Here is a 16,285-nt window from a genome sequence, read left to right on the forward strand (position 1 = left end):
GTTGTTGATAAATACCTTTCAACAACATAGTATTTTTATGCTTTCATCCGTTCATCATTCCAATACTCGTTTTTGAGATTATCGTTTTTTCGCATCGCTATTATTAAGGCGTTTGTTGGACAGTGATCAACACACATGCCACAAAGGCTACAATCACCTGCAGACACGTATAGCTCTTCACGATTAATTGCAGGTTCTAAGATATCTGGATCAGCGAAGCAAACTTGTCTACAACGATCACAGCCAGTACATAAATCATGGTCAAATTTCACTCGAAACATTCCAACTCTACCAATGGCTTGATAGAAGCCTCCAAGAGGACAAATATATCGACACCAGCCTCTTTTTGAAATGAGCAAGTCAAATAACATGATAAAAAGCAATAGCCAAAAACCAACTCCACCAGTGAATAACATGTTTCGCATCGTAAATCCGATTGGTGAGAAAACCTCAAATACTGGCACACTAATTACGAATGATAATAGTAGTATAAGTCCAGCAAAGTATACCTTTAAATGCCTATCCATGTGTTTATCAGGCAACTGGACAATTCCCCTGATTTTATCAATGAAATCTAACATCGTATTGACTGGACATACCCAACTACAAAATACTCTCCCACGGATCAGTACATAAAACAGCAAAATAATTAACGCACTACCGATAAAAGTTAAATGAAAGGTTTTTGAAGCAAGCATTACTTGTAGTGTAGCAAAAGGATCTGATAAAATAATTCCAAAAAAACTAGAGGATGATAATGAACCGAAAAAGAAGTTTTCACCCTCAATGTCTACGAAAAACAATGGAGAAAGAAACAACAATAAAATTCCAAACTGCACGAACCTTCGTACAACTGTCCATTTATGATATGATTTTCTTTTCAATCTCATCCATTTCATCCTCACATGAGGTTCCTTGTTCTCATTATATATTTTGCTCTTATCATTAACTTTATTGAGTTTTTATACGGTTGACACCACTTTAAAGAAGAAAATACACCCGAACTCTAGTTGTAAGTAAATTATTGTTAACTTAGAAAACAACAATTTTTTTAGAAAATTAACAGAGCTATCTTAAGCATTGAAAAAGTTATTGCTTTACTGACTCTGTGCTTTCCTTAATAACCTGCTTTGCTTCTATCACTTCTTTGCCTGTATCATCAACTAATTCTTTTGTTGCTTTTTTAAATTCTTTTAATGTTGACCCAACTGCTCTCCCCAATTCTGGAAGCTTGTTAGGTCCAAATATGACAAGAGCAAGGATGAGAATGAGGATAAGACCTGGTACACCAATATTCGATAACATACGTGACCCCTCCAAAATAAGCTTATATAGTATTCACAAATATCCCTTTGTACTGTTGAATACAGCTAGAAACACACAGCCCACATCCATTACAAAGTTTATCATCAACTTTAGGTTTCCCATCTATTATCTTTAATGCCCCCTCAATAGGACATGATCTCACACAGTAATCACACATCACTTCACGAAAAGCCAAACAATTTTGTTGTTTGATTTCAGCTTTGCCTATGGCAGGGTTTTGCATCAAGCCATCTTTACTTAACGCGCTTGTAGGGCAATGATCAATACACTTTTCACAAAAAGTACATGCAATATCATTAGGATCAAGATAGGGAGTGTTGGTAAGCTTTGCTCCGTGTTTCATTGAAAAAAGAGAAATCGTATTTTCTGGACATACATCTTTACAGATACCACAACGAGTACACGAAGTTAAAAAGGCTAATTCACTTTCTGCACCTGGAGGTCGAATAAAATCTCTCTCTTGTTCTATTTGTGGTGCGATAAAATTCCCTATAAAGCCGATTGTAGAACTGATGTTAAGTGAAAAGAAACTGCGCCTAGTCATTTTCTCAGTCATTGTATAACATCTGCCTCAGAGATTTGTTGCCCCTCAAAATTTGTATACACAAGACATACCGTAAGTACACCCTCAATTCCCTCAAATAACTTCGATGTTTCGTAGCTATCATTAATCGTATCTGCCTCTAGAGTAATTATTACCTTTGATTCAGCTTCAATATGATGTACCTCTACTCCAGAAATTTTTTCAAGTTCGGTTGCAGCTTCCGTTGCTTTTCCTATAATCGTCTCAATAAGGATGCCAGAAATCACCATAAAATCTCCCCCTTTACACATACATCTTGATGAAAAATAAATAAAACTGACCTCACATTAGATAAAATCTATATGCTGATTAATTTTTACTCTTGTACAGCATATTGAAATTGTGAGGCCTGTTGTACTACTTATGACATATTTTTCATGATATATTTTGTCTGTATTGTTGTTTTTTCGTAGACAGCAAAGTTTTTCTTTAGAAACTTACAACCACCTTTACCTCGTTGTATTGATATAATATTTTTCATTTATGGTTGGTTAAAAGCAGGTTTTGTATCGTTTTGTGTAGCATGGCACTGAATACAGTTATCTCTATAGATTGGATTGCCTATTTTGTCATCTACATAATGGTCGGCAGGCGGTGTAGGCGCACCTGTTGCTTCATTTCCATGACATGCAGTACAGCTTTCATATCGTAACTCAGGGTTCCATCTGTCAATATGGTCATCTGGTTGCATTGGTGGTGCCCCTTGTAATACCATCGAAGCAGCATCTTCTCTGTCATCAGATGATAATTGTGGTAATGTGACCGTCTCAACAACAGGTTCTTCAGTTACTTCTGGTTCTGTTTGCTGCACCGGATCTGCAGTATCATTTGAACAACCAATAAGACTAAAGACTAATACAGAAATTACAAATAATAACAAATTTCTTTTTTTCATGTGCTCACCCCCTAAGCCTTTTCAATCTTAACTGCACATTTTTTATAGTCGGGTTGTTTAGAAATCGGACAATATGTGTCTAGTGTTGCTAAATTAATTAATGTTTCTTCCGCAAAGAATGGTACGTAGATAAGACCTTTAGGTGGATTTCCACGCCCTTTTGTTGTAGCTTTCACTTTCACTTCACCACGACGTGTAATAACTTTGACCATATCACCTGTTTTTATGCCCAATGCTTCTGCATCCTCAGGGTGAATTTCACAAAATGCTTCAGGTACTGCTCGGTGTAATTCTGGAACACGTCTCGTCATCGAACCGCTGTGCCAATGCTCCAACACGCGACCAGTGCATAACCAAAACGGATACTCTTTATCTGGAATCTCAGATGCATCCTCAAATGGACGGAAGAAAATCGTAGGTCTATGATCAGTAGATTTATAAAAATCAATGTCTTTATATCTTCCTGGTTGACCAAATTCCTCAATATTGTATTGGTCAAAACCATCCTCTTGTTTTCCATACGAATAACGCCAATTTGTTTCGAGCCATTCGCCATTCACTTCACGAACAGGCCAGCAAATACCGTGTTGCTTAAAGTACTCTTCATATGGTGCTAACTGTTTTGCTTTAGTCTTTAATTGCTTGCCGAGCTCCTGTACTTCAGGATTTTCATGCGTATGTGGATTAGAGAACATTCGGTACTCTTCCCAAAGTATTTTGTTTACTTCATGCTGGTCCTCAAGTAAATCATTTTTGTCATAATCCCAAATATTGCCGAATATAACATCAAAGGCATCTTTATCACCTATTTTTTTACCTTCAAGCACACGTTTTGCTACTTGAACAATTGCCCATAAATCCCATTTTGCCTCACCTGGCGGTTCGGTACATTTTTCAAAAACATTACTACGCCTTTCAGCATTACCAAATTGTCCTTCTCTCTCCACCCACATGGATGCTGGAAAAACAACATCTGCCATCTCAGTTGAACGAGTCGGATAAACTTCAGATACGACGATAAATCCATCCTTGACACCTTTTCCGTCAGGATCATTCCCTCTGAAGCGGTTGAGCTTAGGCATCGTTTGTCCCCAGTTGTTTGACATACTCCACATAAACTTAACATTTCCGTTACCCAATTCTCGGAACATTTTGACCGTATGATAACCTGGTGTTTCAATCGGATCTAAGTATCCTTTTGGAAGATTCCAAATCAATTCACTAAATTGTCTATGTTCCGGTTTTTTCACCTCTAAGTCAGCTGGTAGACGATGCGCGAATACACCAACCTCCCGAGCTGTCCCACACGCACTTGGTTGGCCCGTTAATGAAAATGGACCGTTACCAGGTTTACTTATTTTACCAGTCATAAGATGAAGGTTGTATACTAAATTGTTAATCCAAGTCCCTCTTGTATGCTGGTTCATTCCCATCGTCCAAAGTGACATGATTTTTTTATTCGGATCAGCGAACTCTTTTGCTAATTCTTCAATCTGTTCAGCTGGAACACCAGACAATTCTTCGGCCTTTTCAAGCGTGTATTCACTCACCATTTGTTTATATTCTTCAAATGTTATATTCCAGTCTTTCCCTGCAACCTTTCCAACCTCTGTAGCTTCATAATTGTCATCGAATGTGTGACCAAGGTTTTCGGTACCTGCTTTGAACTGACAATGTTCTTCAACAAACTTCTTGTCATACGCATCATTGACTATGAGATAGTTGGCGATAGCATTCGCAATAGCTAAATCCGTTTGCGGTCTAAAGACAAGTACGGATTCCGCAGTTTCAGATGTACGGGATGGTCTCGTTGTTAAGTCATAATGTTTGACATTCGTACCACTTAATTTTCTTGCAGTTAGACGAGAATATAGAACTGGGTGCATCTCTGCCATATTTGCTCCCCATGTGACAAAAACATCAGCTTCATCTAAATCACGATAAGATCCCATTGGTTCATCTGATTGGAATGTCTTCATAAATCCAGCAACTGCACTTGCCATACAAAGACGTGCATTTGGATCAATATTATTATTTAACAATCCTATTTTCCATAACTTCACTGATGCATACCCTTCAGTGATCGTCTGTTGACCTGATCCCCAAAAGGCAATAGATTTAGGGTCTTTAGCGTGATTCTCTTTTAATTTATTTGCAACTAAATCTAAAGCTTCTTCCCAAGATGCCTCTCGAAAACCTTCCATCGTCCCTTTTTTACTTTTGTCTTCTCTAATTAATGGCTTCGTTAAGCGATCTTTGCCAAAAAGAATCTTTCCTACGTAATACCCTTTAATACAATTTAAGCCACGACTAGAGCGGTTGTCAGGATCACCTTTTGTGGCAACAACTTTACCATCTTTTACACCAACGAGTACTCCACAACCAGTCCCACAGAAGCGACATACCGTTGATTTCCATTCATCAGGTTCAACGTTAGCCATTTCCTGTACGACAGGATCATTTTGCGGTTCTACTGGTGTTGTCGCTTCATCCTTTTTACAGCCTGCAACTGCTAATGTTGCGGAAACTGCAGTTGCTTTTAATAAAGATCTGCGTGTTAACTCCATTAAATAACTCCTCCCCCATTACAAATTCTGTTTCTTTTTATAAAAGCTAAAACAATCCTCTTACTTCTCGTGGCTTCACACGAATTGCAACAGGATTGTCAACAACACATCTTTGTTCACAAATCCCACATCCTACACATTTATCGACATCAATGATTGGGGCGAACACTGCATGAATATCGTCACCGGGTTTTAAGTAAATATCTAATTTAATCGCTTCATCAATAAGCGGACATTCGCGATAACATACTTCACAACGCATCCCCTCATAAGCGATACAATGTTCAGGATCAATGATTGCTGTTCCCATTTGAACGTCTTCAACTTTGTTAATTCCAAATAAGGCAGTTGTAGGACAAACCTCAATACAAGGGAAATCTTCACATAATCTACAAGGATTTTCTCTAGCTTCAATAAATGGTGTACCTAATCCGAAACCATGCGCCTCAGTACCCATCTTAATGCTGTCATACGGACATGCTTGATTACACTTTCCACAACGTACACATAGTGCTAGAAATTCATCTTCTTCAGCTGCTCCAGGAGGACGAAGAACAGTTTTGTTTCCACCTTTCATAAGTGAAAGTAATTCGTAAGCAGCTAGACCACCTATTAATGTCTTTAGCAGATTCATACCTTTCAGAATGATCCCCCCTCCTTGAGCAAAGATCTTAAAAACATTACTATCATAATAAAAGTACCATTTTAAATAATTGAAAAATGTGATAAATCTCACATTAATTAACATCACTACAACATACTTTTTGACAATTTCAAAATAAAACTTCACATTTATTTCACAAAAATGCCACACCTATTCACATAAATGAAAACGCCTTCATTTATTTCGTTTTTTATGAAATTCATTAATACAGACTTTACAAATCATATAATTTCATCAAAAATAAATGTATGGAAAAGCTGCTTCTGTTGTGCACAATGAAAGCAACAACAAATTAGTATATAAAGCAGGCTACTATTTACTAAAACATTATGGATAATAAGGATGATGAAGATGAAAATTCGGAAAGCTATAATCAATAATCAACAAGAAAAAATATACTTATACGAAAATAAAAAAGAAGAGTATTCTATTATCGCCATTCCAATTATTGAGTGGTCTTTCAAAGTTGATTATGAACTGGACGCTGAAACGCTTAAAAGCATACTTAATTCTTCACTCAAATCCCATACAAATGCAGACACTTCTCAAGACTTGACTAACAAAATATCACAGTGGGTTCGTGAAATGTGACAATTATTTTAGTTATACATAAAAAACTGAACATTACTAGGTTATTTTGTAGATATTGTTCGTGATTTATTATACAATAAACATGGTCTATCATATTTTGCATTGACTGTTGCTTCTCTAACAAAGAAAATACAGTATACGAACGAGCGTACATGGCATCTATACTTCTTGTAATTTTGTAGAAAGCTGCATGATATCCTCAACATACTGTTGAATTTAATTACATTAGCAACAAAGTTTACGAAAAAAGAGCCGTTATTTTTTACAGTTACTGACGACAATTGTGGAATGAACCACGAGGGAGCTGTAAAAGAAATTGCCGTGTCGTCTGGGCAGAGGCATCTGGATCAGCGTATGTGCCAAATTTAGTCTAGGAGTTTTTATTGATATGAATGTAGGAACCATACATTAAAACAAATTAGGCTCTTCTCATTAAACAGGAATACATGAAAATATTAGACTATTAAGCACTATTACGTTTTCTCCAGCCTCTTTGTATATAATATAGGAGGGATAAAGTTGGAAGAAAAATTGATTTTAGATGGAACTAAGGTTGCCAATTCTGTAAAAGACAGCTTAACAATGCGTGTATCTGCATTAAAAGAGCGAGGCGTTAATCCTTGTTTAGCTACAATTTTAGTTGGAGATGATCCTTCTTCTGCCACTTATGTAAAAATGAAAGGGAATGCGTGCGACCGGTTAGGCATTTTCTCAAAACGCATTCATCTACCAAAAGAAACTCAAACTGAAGAACTATTACAAATCATTCAGGAGCTTAATAATGATCCTTCTACACATGGCATCTTATTACAGCACCCAGTGCCAAGCCATATAGATGAACGGGCTGCCTTTGAAGCAATTGATATTGAAAAAGATGTAGATGGTGTCACTAGTCTCGGTTTTGGACAAACATCGTTCGGCTTTGGAAAATATCCTTCGTGTACACCTGCAGCTATTTTAGAAATTATCGATTATTATTCCTTGCCAATTGAAGGTAAACATGCAGTTGTTATTGGACGAAGCCCTATTTTAGGAAAACCAGTGTCAATGATGCTGCTTAACAGGAATGCAACTGTAACGACATGTCATTCAAAAACACAAAATTTAGCAGACATTATTAAACAAGCAGATATTGTCGTTGCTGCAGTTGGCAAACCTAATTTTATTAAAGGAGAATGGCTTAAAGAAGGTGCTGTCGTGCTTGATGCAGGTTACAACAAAGGAAATGTTGGTGATGCAGATTATGATAGCTGTTTAAAATATGCTAGTGCAATCACTCCAGTCCCAGGAGGAGTTGGACCTGTAACTATATCAATGTTATTAAAACATACCGTTGATTCAGCTGAAGGAACCTTATAAATATAGAAAAGCTCAAAAGCAATTGTTGCTTTTGAGCTTTCTTCTTCTTTTTTATAGGTTGTTTTCACATTAATTGTTGCTTTTCGTACTAAGAACAAAACACGTACACAACTATAGTTCGTGGCATCTTTTCTTTTGTACAACAATGACTAACCGTGTTAAACCACTTTTTTTGGTACTAATTGGATAACAATAGCAACAAAGTTTATGAAAAGAGCCTTTTTATATTTCCATAACAACTCGTCCGTTAATTTTGCCCGCTTCAAGATCAGCAAATATGTCGTTAATATCTTCTAACTTAGCTTTCGTCACCGTTGTTTTCACTTTTCCATCTGCAGCAAATTGTAAAGCCTCTTGTAAATCCTTTCTAGTTCCAACAATCGATCCCACTACACTAACAGCATTTAAAACTGTATCAAATATTGGTATTTCGATCATTTCAGGAGGTAGTCCGACTGCAACACATTTTCCACCGCGTTTTACTGCACGATAAGCTTCATCAAATGCTTTTTTTGAAACTGCTGTACAAATCGATGCTTGAACGCCACCGAACTCCCTTTGGATGTATTCTGCAGAATCTTCATCAAGTGGGTTAACAGTATCATCTGCTCCAAGCTCTTTAGCAAGATTTAATTTTTCACTAAATGTATCTACAGCCACGACTTTGAATCCCATTGCTTTAGCATATTGTACAGCTACATGTCCTAATCCACCTACACCATAGATAGCAACCCAATCACCTGGCTTAGCTTCACTAACTTTTAACGCCTTATATGTTGTCACACCGGCACAAAAAATTGGTGCAGCTTCTACGTAGCCTAAATTTTCTGGTACCTTAACTACATAATCAGCAGCTGCTAAACAATATTCTGCATATCCACCATCGATAGAATATCCTGCATTATGCTGGTTAAGACATAAGGTTTCTCTTCCAGTTAAGCAATATTCACATTGTCCACAAGCTGAATATAACCAAGGTACACCTACTCTATCTCCAACTTTGAGGTGTGTAACACCTTCGCCAACCTCTACAACCTCTCCCACTCCTTCATGACCAGGGATCAATGGTAGCTTAGGCTTTACTTTCCAATCACCATGAGCTGCGTGTAAATCAGTATGGCACACACCACAAGCTTTTATTTTCACTAATATTTGTCCGTTAGAAGCCTTCGGTTTTTCAACACATTCTACCGATAACTCCTTCTTAAATTCTTTTACTACTGCTGCTTTCATCGTTTCATGATTATGGTTACAGTTACAATTTCCCATTTCATATCGCCTCCATTTCAAAATCCCAATAGTTGAACAATACTATTCGAAAGTTTGTGATATTATTCACAAACTAAGTAAAAAAAAATAACTCCTTACGCTATATCTTACTATATGTTATCCATTGAAAAACTTACTATTTATGACACTTATGTGAACCGTTACATACTTTATACGTAAGGGTCCGACCCTCCGCTTTGACCCCTGAGTAGGGAATATAGATTCAAGTATAGATGATCCGACCCATCATGCTCTTAATTATGCTTAACCTTATTACATATACTTTCGGTGGACATTTTTTCCTTCATAAGTAAATAAAATGTTTTTATTTTCGATGACTGTCTCTATATGAACTGCTCTACCCCATAGCTGATAAATAAAAGGAAGTACTTTCTCTAAATATTTTAAATCAAGTTCGATTCCTTCATACCAATGCTTTAAGTATAGCTCTCCATTTTTCATATAGTCTCCATCATTAACGGTAATGTACGGAAATCCTCCGTTTACTCGCATATTAATAAGTTGGTCACGTACATTTTCCCAATCTTTATCAACGATTTTATAATCTTTACCTTGTTTCTGAAACAAATACATATCTTCGCGGAAAACAAGATCCTTCGTTAAATAATTCCGTAAAAAAGATATATCTGATTCTATTTCTCTTACTTCAAACATTTTTTCACGTCCTGACTGTGGTTGGGCACCGTGCTCAATCATTTCTTCTGTAGGGTTGTTATACCGTTCCTCAATGTCTTCAAATATTTTCAGCCCTAGATAATATGGATTGATGCTCGTTCTCGAAGGCTGAACAACACCCGCGTTTAATTTTGCAAATTCAATTGATTCATCACTCGACAAATCTAACTCCCTTAGTATCCGCTGATGCCAAAATGATGCCCAGCCTTCGTTCATGATTTTGGTCTCTAATTGTGGCCAAAAGTATAGCATTTCCTCTCGCATCATCGTTAAAATATCTCGTTGCCAATCTTCTAGCTCTCGGCTGTATTCTTCTATAAAAAGCATAATATCTTTTTCAGGGCTTGGAGGAAATTTTTTCTTCTTTTTGTTATTAAGCGGCTTATTTTTGTCCTTTTCATCCAAAGTCCATAGATCATCATATGGTGTTCGTTGCTTCTGGATATTGTCCTCTAGATTATCGTTATCATAATGCCATGCTAGCTTAGGACGCATGAGTGATGGATCGATATGTTCTTGTATAGAAAGAACGGCATCAAGAAATTTTTCTATTTCTTTCCTTCCATGAATTAATTCGTAATATTTAACCCTATCAGCTGTGGCAGCCATACTCTCTACCATATCTCTTTTTGTATTACTAAAACGGACATTATTTTTGAAAAAGTCGCAATGCGCTAATACGTGGGCAACGATCAATTTATTTTGAATGAGTGAATTTGTATCAAGTAAAAAAGCATAACACGGATCTGAATTGATAACTAATTCATATATTTTACTTAACCCTAAGTCATAATGAATTTTCATTTTATAAAATTGCTTTCCGAAGCTCCAATGTGAAAAACGAGTTGGCATCCCATATGCTCCAAAAGTATATATAATATCTGCAGGACAAATTTCATACCGCATTGGATAAAAATCTAAGCCGAACCCCTCTGCAATTTCTGTAATTTCATCAATGGCATATTCCAATTCTTTACGTGCACCTTCATTCATTTGCCATTCACTCCCCCTGTCTCTTCTTACCAACAATGTATGAGTGTTATGACGAAATGATGAAAGCTCACCATTTAAAAATAAAAATTACTTAAAATAACGAATCGAAATCGGTTAGATAGAACGTATTCAAAAAATAACGAACCTCATTAAAACTGTATGGAGGAAATTAACTTTTCCAAAAAGGAAAACTATCGCACCATCTTCTGTGATATCCTCTTTTCCACACTTTATCATATTTATTTTTGCCACTACTTATATAATTTTTGTCAGATAAATGATGGGAATTGAGTTTCACCCTTCTTTTTATATTATCGTCCAACATTTACAGCGAAATTTTTTCATTAAGTAAAACATACTAATGATAACTCCGAATAGGAGGGTGATCTCAATGAACATCGTTGATTACGATAGAGCGTTATACTATACACATCGCTCGCAGTGGGATAACTTGTTAATTTTGATGGTACGAACAAAGGATCAATTTTTATCAAAAAAAATTGAACACTTCCTACATGCTTATAATTTTTCAAAAGATTATACAGCTGTTGAGAATAATCTGTACTCCCTTCTTAGATATGTTGATCATGCGATTACATCTAGTCAAGAGGATATTGAAGAATATTGGTGAAAAATTAATTATAATAACAAAAGGGTTGAGCCATATTTTGAGCTCTACCCTTTGTATTTATTACATATATTCTGATGATTTTTTTAATCGGCTTCGACTGTCAAAAACAATAACATACGTGAGGATAACAGTCATAGCTGCGACTAGTAATAGTACAGATAGTATCCCAAATGGTATGATTGCTGATGTATCTGAAATTACGCTAGTAAAAACAATAAGCAGGACAATTCTTATACCTAAACCTATTACACGGAACAAACTATCCACACGACCAATTTTGTCATTTGGAATTAACTCCATAAGTAAAGAGTTCCTTGCTACTCGAGTACCCGCATTCCCAAAGGCAGTAAATAGTTTCACTATATAAAACACCCATAAGTATGGAAAAATAGCTAACATAGTAATTGCTATCGAATATATACATACAGTAGTTACGATAGATCGTTCATTACCTATTTTCTTTGCGAATAAAGGTATGAAAATTCCAGCAACAATTGCACCAACTCCATATATCATTCCCGATGTTCCATATGCTGACGCGTCAGCTTCTAAGACATTTGCTATATATATTGGATTCAAATAATTTGATACCATAACACCGATGAAGGGCATAAATGATGCAAGAAAGAACAAGAACAACATAGGAGATTTCTTCATATAATGATATCCTTCTGCAAGCTTATACAATAGAGAGTCATTACTTTGACCAGACTTTTGAGCCCTTTTGTATGGTATTAAATAAAACATTAGAGCTGCACCACCATAAGTCATTGCATCAAGTAATAAAATTAACGACAAATCCACTCTACTAATAAGTATTGTAGCAACCCCGCCAGCAATTACCGTTGACAACTGACCTTGAATTTCCATGACTCCATTTAATGATTTATATTGCTCTTTAGTAAAGATTTCTTGATTAAAGGCAAACATTGTAGGATAAAACAATGAATAATAAAGCCCACCCATAGCAAATAATACAATTAACATCCATAGGTCATAATCATTGCCACTCACAATTCCATATATAGCAAATAAACTGATTATGATTGAACCAATCACTTCACCGACAATTAAAATCTCTTTTCTTGAGAGCTTATCAATCATATATCCGATATATGGGGCTAGTATAAATTGGGCAATGGTCATACAAATTGTTGCAAAACCTAATATGACTGCTCCACCTTTTTCTGTTACTAATAGCCAAGGAATGGCAATCATTGTCACTCCGGTACCAATAGAAGAAAATATGTTAGCTGATAAGATTTTATATAAACGTTGATCTTGAAAAAGTGTGCTCATTCAGTCCCTCCTTTCGGTTTAATCGTATGGAAAGAACAGATGTTAGTTCTCGGTATACCCACATCATGATTAATGCTTTTTTAACAATTTATTAAAATGAATTCACTTGCCCATACGCTTTTACATATAACTGTAGTTCAGTCATTAACCCATCAACTAATTGGCTACCTTCATCGGTAAGCGCATCATTTTCTAGATCAAAGTAAATTGGGTCTAATACAAGCTGTTTAGGAATCACATTTGCGTATACCCCGCGGGCAGTCGTTCTCATATTAGTTAATGCATTCATACCACCTTTTCCGCCTCCGGCAACCGCTAATAAAGCAACTGGTTTATGACGGAAGTATTCTCCACCTAAAAAGTCTAGCGCATTTTTTAAGGCGCCACTCATCGCACTGTGGTATTCAGGTGAGCTTAACACGATTCCATCTGCATTTTTTATAGTGTTTTTAAGTTGTTGTACTGCATCTATTGTGTCCTGCTCACTTTCACCGTTATATAGTGGCAAAGTACCATCGCTTAGATCAATTAACTGTGCTTTATATTCCTTTGATATAAACCTTGCTGCAACCCCTGTTCTACCCGATTTTCTTGGACTTCCATTAATAACTACAATATTCATAAAATTATTCTCCTTCGTTTGTTATTTTTAGACATTTTTGTGTTGTTGTTTTTATAAAGCTGTTTTTCGCATAAATTGTTGTTTTTTGTACTTAAAAATAGGCACATATATCATGGCATCTTTTCGGCTATAGAATGATGCCTAGTGTAGAAACTAAAGCCACAAAGTTATGAAAAGAGCCTGGTATTATATATAGTATAACTAGCACTTCAAAAGATTAAATCAGTGTTTTTAATGAACATTCTCTACACATATTGACTGACTAAATACAAATCATTCTACGACTATAGTCTTATAAAATTGTGACCAGACGAAGCTTGTCTATACAATTAGGTGGTATCAAATACCACGCTTCACTGCATACAGCGCCGCCTGTGTCCGATCGCTTAACTCAAGCTTTGCTAAAATGTTTGAAACATGTGTTTTGACCGTTTTTTCAGTGATGTACAAGCTTGCTGCTATTTCTTTATTACTTTTCCCATTAGCTATTTCCGAGAGAACTTCCTTCTCACGATTTGTTAATTGGTCAATCAAATTCTCTTCTTCTTGACCACCACTTTGAACATGGGACATCACATGAGAAGTCACTTTTGGATGTAACTGACTCTCTCCACGATATACAGCCCTTATTGAATTTACTAGCTCATCAGGTTCAACATCTTTCAATTGATAACCATTTGCACCTGCGCGTAGAGCCGGAATTACATGATCTTGATCAGAGAAGCTTGTAAGCATTAATATCGCTATTTTCGGATATTTATCTTTAATTGCTTTAGTCGCCTCAATCCCATCCATAATTGGCATAATTAAATCCATAACGACAACATCTGGTTGATGTTCTTGTGTAAGATTAACCGCTTCTTGACCATTTGTTGCCTCAGCAACAACTTCGATGTCACTTTGTGTTTTAAGAAAAAATAATAACCCTCTCCGTACAACATGGTGATCGTCAGCTATAAGTACTCTAATTGACATTTCCTCTCCCCCTTATTAAATTTTTTTAATAGATTTTAATACTACATTCATTTATCGAATTATACGCCAGTCTACCGAAATAAAATTCTCAACATAGCGAGCCATTAGATAGCTACAAGGGTACGGTCACTTCAACCTTGGTGCCTTTGCCAATCTTACTTTGAATGCCTAAGCTCCCATTTTGCATCTCAATACGTTCCTTCATGCCTGCCAGTCCTAGAGAAGGCATCTCTACGCCCGGATTATATTGAAAACCACAACCTTTATCAATAATCATTAGCTTTACCTGTTTTTTCGATATTTCTAATTCAATTGTAGCGTTTTTTGTGCCTGCATGTTTCTTTATATTATTTAAAGCTTCTTGGCCGATCCTCCATAAACATTCTTCAACATGATTCGGTAAATCTATTATCCCTTTTACATCAATACAAACCGTTAAACCTAGTACCTTACCATAATCACATAATGCGCTGCCAATACCATTTTCTAATCCTTGTGGCCGCAATTGCCAAATTAAAGCACGCATTTCCTGTAATGCTTCATGCGATACTTCCTGCATATATGTAAGCATTTCTTGCACTTTCAGATCATCTGTCATTTCCTTTGTTCCTCGAGCAGTTAATTGTAAAGAAAAAAGAAGTTGATTAACTGAATCATGTAAATCTCGTGCTAGACGGTTCCGTTCATCAATAAGTGCAACTTGCTGCTCTTTTTCAACAAGCTTAATACGTTTAATTGCTGAGCCTATTTGATAAGCAACAGCTTCTAGTAAAGCTAGTTCTTCATCTGTAAAATGAGTTTTGTATGGGGAAGCGATATTAAGCAACCCAAATTTTTCCTCACCTGCTCGTAACGGTACAGTAGCATGATGAGTAATGCCTTCTGTGTCACCCCAGTCATATTCAATCGCATCTTCAATTCGTTTACAATTAATAATATTTGCGGCTCTTTGAAGCCGTCCATCATTATAACGATCTAAGCACCAGCACCCACCTTCACACATTGGCTTCTTCTTCTTCCATACCAAACCAGGTGGAAGATTATAATCTGCAACGAGCTGAAAATTTTCTTTCTCATCTATAAAGAATATCCATCCAGTATCAAGGCCCGTTACTTGAAGGAGTTCTTTTAAAACATCAGCCAACATGAGATACAAATCATTAGCTTGATTTAACGTTTCAGCAATTGTTTTAAGTGTATGTAATTCTTGAATTCGCTGTTCATTTGTCAATGTTGATTCACCTCATCCCCTCAAAATGATTAGCTAAATAGTAATCCAATAACAAGTTATTACTAATTATAGCAATGAACAACTGCTGTATCGATAGAAATTAGTCTTAAAAACCCCTACTTCTTTAGTCGTAAAAAAGAAGCTCTATAAATTTGAGCCCCTCATTTACTTTTATGTTAGTTATTTCATAACATATGTGGCTAAAGAATTTTGAATATCATAAATGTTTTTGTCTTTTTTAAATTGTTTTGAAATTGGTTGGCTTGAACCTGATATCCATATTTTCAATTCTGAATCGATATCGAATGTGCCAGCTGTTTCCACACTAAAATGACTTACACTTTTGTATGGAATTGAATGAAATTCTGTTTTCTTCCCTGTTACTCCTTGCTTATCAATTAAAATGAGGCGCTTATTTGTAAAAACAATAGAGTCTCTTATAAGCTTAAAAGCCTTGTGAACCTCTCCAACTAATTGTTACACAATTTGATGGAGCATCCCTTATCTTAAATAGAGTACAAAACAAGCTATTAAGCCACCTTCGGTGACTCTAATGCCAAGTTAAGACTAATTAATGAAGACAA

Annotated in this window: 16 protein-coding genes, 1 pseudogene and 1 riboswitch; of the genes and pseudogenes, 3 read left to right on the forward strand and 14 right to left on the reverse strand. The window is 36.1% G+C overall.

Annotated features, from left to right (window positions below; translation table 11 throughout):
• Window positions 1–35: 35 nt before the first annotated feature.
• The 7 genes from ACSVDA_RS18585 to ACSVDA_RS18615 all read right to left on the reverse strand — a co-directional run bounded on the left by ACSVDA_RS18585 (window position 36) and on the right by ACSVDA_RS18615 (window position 6,005).
• Window positions 36–890, reverse strand: coding sequence for a NapH/MauN family ferredoxin-type protein (locus tag ACSVDA_RS18585; protein WP_485885070.1), 855 nt, complete (start codon window positions 888–890; stop codon window positions 36–38).
• Between the two features lie 199 nt (window positions 891–1,089).
• Window positions 1,090–1,305 carry a twin-arginine translocase TatA/TatE family subunit gene (gene tatA, locus ACSVDA_RS18590; RefSeq protein ID WP_485885072.1) on the reverse strand — a complete coding sequence of 72 codons (216 nt, stop codon included), beginning with the start codon at window positions 1,303–1,305 and terminating at the stop codon, window positions 1,090–1,092.
• 22 nt (window positions 1,306–1,327) lie between these two features.
• Entirely contained in the window at window positions 1,328–1,882 is a 555-nt protein-coding gene (locus ACSVDA_RS18595; protein ID WP_485885074.1) for a 4Fe-4S dicluster domain-containing protein, read from the reverse strand.
• On the reverse strand, window positions 1,879–2,139 hold the full coding sequence (locus tag ACSVDA_RS18600; RefSeq protein WP_485885076.1) for a chaperone NapD: 261 nt from the start codon (window positions 2,137–2,139) through the stop codon (window positions 1,879–1,881). The genes ACSVDA_RS18595 and ACSVDA_RS18600 overlap by 4 nt, the downstream gene beginning before the upstream one ends.
• Window positions 2,140–2,390: 251 nt before the next feature.
• Window positions 2,391–2,804: a nitrate reductase cytochrome c-type subunit gene (locus ACSVDA_RS18605; protein WP_410625520.1), complete on the reverse strand. Its 414-nt coding sequence runs from the start codon at window positions 2,802–2,804 to the stop codon at window positions 2,391–2,393.
• An 11-nt stretch (window positions 2,805–2,815) separates the two neighbouring features.
• Complete coding sequence (gene napA / locus ACSVDA_RS18610; protein WP_485885078.1) at window positions 2,816–5,371, reverse strand: nitrate reductase catalytic subunit NapA; 2,556 nt, start codon at window positions 5,369–5,371, stop codon at window positions 2,816–2,818.
• A gap of 46 nt (window positions 5,372–5,417) precedes the next feature.
• Window positions 5,418–6,005, reverse strand: a complete 588-nt coding sequence (locus ACSVDA_RS18615; protein ID WP_485885080.1) for a 4Fe-4S dicluster domain-containing protein — start codon at window positions 6,003–6,005, stop codon at window positions 5,418–5,420.
• Window positions 6,006–6,386: 381 nt separating this feature from the next.
• Between ACSVDA_RS18615 and ACSVDA_RS18620 the strand changes: the two genes are divergently transcribed.
• On the forward strand, window positions 6,387–6,626 hold the full coding sequence (locus ACSVDA_RS18620; protein ID WP_485885082.1) for a YueH family protein: 240 nt from the start codon (window positions 6,387–6,389) through the stop codon (window positions 6,624–6,626).
• Between the two features lie 257 nt (window positions 6,627–6,883).
• Window positions 6,884–6,967, forward strand: a riboswitch (ZMP/ZTP riboswitch).
• Window positions 6,968–7,145: 178 nt separating this feature from the next.
• Window positions 7,146–7,985 carry a bifunctional 5,10-methylenetetrahydrofolate dehydrogenase/5,10-methenyltetrahydrofolate cyclohydrolase gene (locus ACSVDA_RS18625; protein ID WP_485885084.1) on the forward strand — a complete coding sequence of 280 codons (840 nt, stop codon included), beginning with the start codon at window positions 7,146–7,148 and terminating at the stop codon, window positions 7,983–7,985.
• Window positions 7,986–8,207: 222 nt separating this feature from the next.
• On the opposite strand, the gene adhP is transcribed toward ACSVDA_RS18625, so the two are convergent.
• Window positions 8,208–9,218 carry an alcohol dehydrogenase AdhP gene (gene adhP / locus ACSVDA_RS18630; protein WP_485885097.1) on the reverse strand — a complete coding sequence of 337 codons (1,011 nt, stop codon included), beginning with the start codon at window positions 9,216–9,218 and terminating at the stop codon, window positions 8,208–8,210.
• Window positions 9,219–9,527: 309 nt separating this feature from the next.
• Window positions 9,528–10,943: a SpoVR family protein gene (locus ACSVDA_RS18635; protein ID WP_485885086.1), complete on the reverse strand. Its 1,416-nt coding sequence runs from the start codon at window positions 10,941–10,943 to the stop codon at window positions 9,528–9,530.
• 391 nt (window positions 10,944–11,334) lie between these two features.
• Here ACSVDA_RS18635 and ACSVDA_RS18640 point away from each other — a divergent pair, with 391 nt between their 5' ends.
• Entirely contained in the window at window positions 11,335–11,574 is a 240-nt protein-coding gene (locus ACSVDA_RS18640; RefSeq protein ID WP_320210424.1) for a YhdB family protein, read from the forward strand.
• A 60-nt stretch (window positions 11,575–11,634) separates the two neighbouring features.
• Here the strand turns inward: ACSVDA_RS18640 and ACSVDA_RS18645 are convergent, their stop codons facing one another.
• The 5 genes and pseudogenes from ACSVDA_RS18645 to ACSVDA_RS18665 all read right to left on the reverse strand — a co-directional run.
• On the reverse strand, window positions 11,635–12,873 hold the full coding sequence (locus ACSVDA_RS18645) for an MFS transporter (protein ID WP_485885089.1): 1,239 nt from the start codon (window positions 12,871–12,873) through the stop codon (window positions 11,635–11,637).
• A 91-nt stretch (window positions 12,874–12,964) separates the two neighbouring features.
• Window positions 12,965–13,495 carry an NADPH-dependent FMN reductase gene (locus ACSVDA_RS18650; protein ID WP_485885091.1) on the reverse strand — a complete coding sequence of 177 codons (531 nt, stop codon included), beginning with the start codon at window positions 13,493–13,495 and terminating at the stop codon, window positions 12,965–12,967.
• 339 nt (window positions 13,496–13,834) lie between these two features.
• Complete coding sequence (locus ACSVDA_RS18655; RefSeq protein ID WP_320210421.1) at window positions 13,835–14,470, reverse strand: response regulator transcription factor; 636 nt, start codon at window positions 14,468–14,470, stop codon at window positions 13,835–13,837.
• Between the two features lie 112 nt (window positions 14,471–14,582).
• Window positions 14,583–15,701 carry a GAF domain-containing sensor histidine kinase gene (locus ACSVDA_RS18660; protein WP_485885093.1) on the reverse strand — a complete coding sequence of 373 codons (1,119 nt, stop codon included), beginning with the start codon at window positions 15,699–15,701 and terminating at the stop codon, window positions 14,583–14,585.
• Window positions 15,702–15,881: 180 nt separating this feature from the next.
• A pseudogene (locus tag ACSVDA_RS18665) lies at window positions 15,882–16,163 on the reverse strand (PH domain-containing protein); the annotation flags it as partial.
• Window positions 16,164–16,285: the final 122 nt, after the last annotated feature.

It is taken from the genome of Cytobacillus sp. Hm23 (assembly GCF_051842895.1).
Classification (GTDB): Bacteria; Bacillota; Bacilli; order Bacillales; family SM2101; genus Nanhaiella.

Excerpts from the sequence above, each read along its gene's own strand:
- tatA (WP_485885072.1), bottom strand. The coding sequence starts at position 1,305 with ATGTTATCGAATATTGGTGTACCAGGTCTTATCCTCATTCTCATCCTT.
- ACSVDA_RS18635 (WP_485885086.1), bottom strand. The coding sequence starts at position 10,943 with ATGAATGAAGGTGCACGTAAAGAATTGGAATATGCCATTGATGAAATT.
- ACSVDA_RS18640 (WP_320210424.1), top strand. The coding sequence starts at position 11,335 with ATGAACATCGTTGATTACGATAGAGCGTTATACTATACACATCGCTCG.
- ACSVDA_RS18600 (WP_485885076.1), bottom strand. The coding sequence starts at position 2,139 with ATGGTGATTTCTGGCATCCTTATTGAGACGATTATAGGAAAAGCAACG.
- ACSVDA_RS18650 (WP_485885091.1), bottom strand. The coding sequence starts at position 13,495 with ATGAATATTGTAGTTATTAATGGAAGTCCAAGAAAATCGGGTAGAACA.
- ACSVDA_RS18615 (WP_485885080.1), bottom strand. The coding sequence starts at position 6,005 with ATGAATCTGCTAAAGACATTAATAGGTGGTCTAGCTGCTTACGAATTA.
- ACSVDA_RS18595 (WP_485885074.1), bottom strand. The coding sequence starts at position 1,882 with ATGACTGAGAAAATGACTAGGCGCAGTTTCTTTTCACTTAACATCAGT.
- napA (WP_485885078.1), bottom strand. The coding sequence starts at position 5,371 with ATGGAGTTAACACGCAGATCTTTATTAAAAGCAACTGCAGTTTCCGCA.
- ACSVDA_RS18620 (WP_485885082.1), top strand. The coding sequence starts at position 6,387 with ATGAAAATTCGGAAAGCTATAATCAATAATCAACAAGAAAAAATATAC.
- ACSVDA_RS18585 (WP_485885070.1), bottom strand. The coding sequence starts at position 890 with ATGAGATTGAAAAGAAAATCATATCATAAATGGACAGTTGTACGAAGG.
- ACSVDA_RS18645 (WP_485885089.1), bottom strand. The coding sequence starts at position 12,873 with ATGAGCACACTTTTTCAAGATCAACGTTTATATAAAATCTTATCAGCT.
- ACSVDA_RS18605 (WP_410625520.1), bottom strand. The coding sequence starts at position 2,804 with ATGAAAAAAAGAAATTTGTTATTATTTGTAATTTCTGTATTAGTCTTT.
- adhP (WP_485885097.1), bottom strand. The coding sequence starts at position 9,218 with ATGAAAGCAGCAGTAGTAAAAGAATTTAAGAAGGAGTTATCGGTAGAA.
- ACSVDA_RS18655 (WP_320210421.1), bottom strand. The coding sequence starts at position 14,470 with ATGTCAATTAGAGTACTTATAGCTGACGATCACCATGTTGTACGGAGA.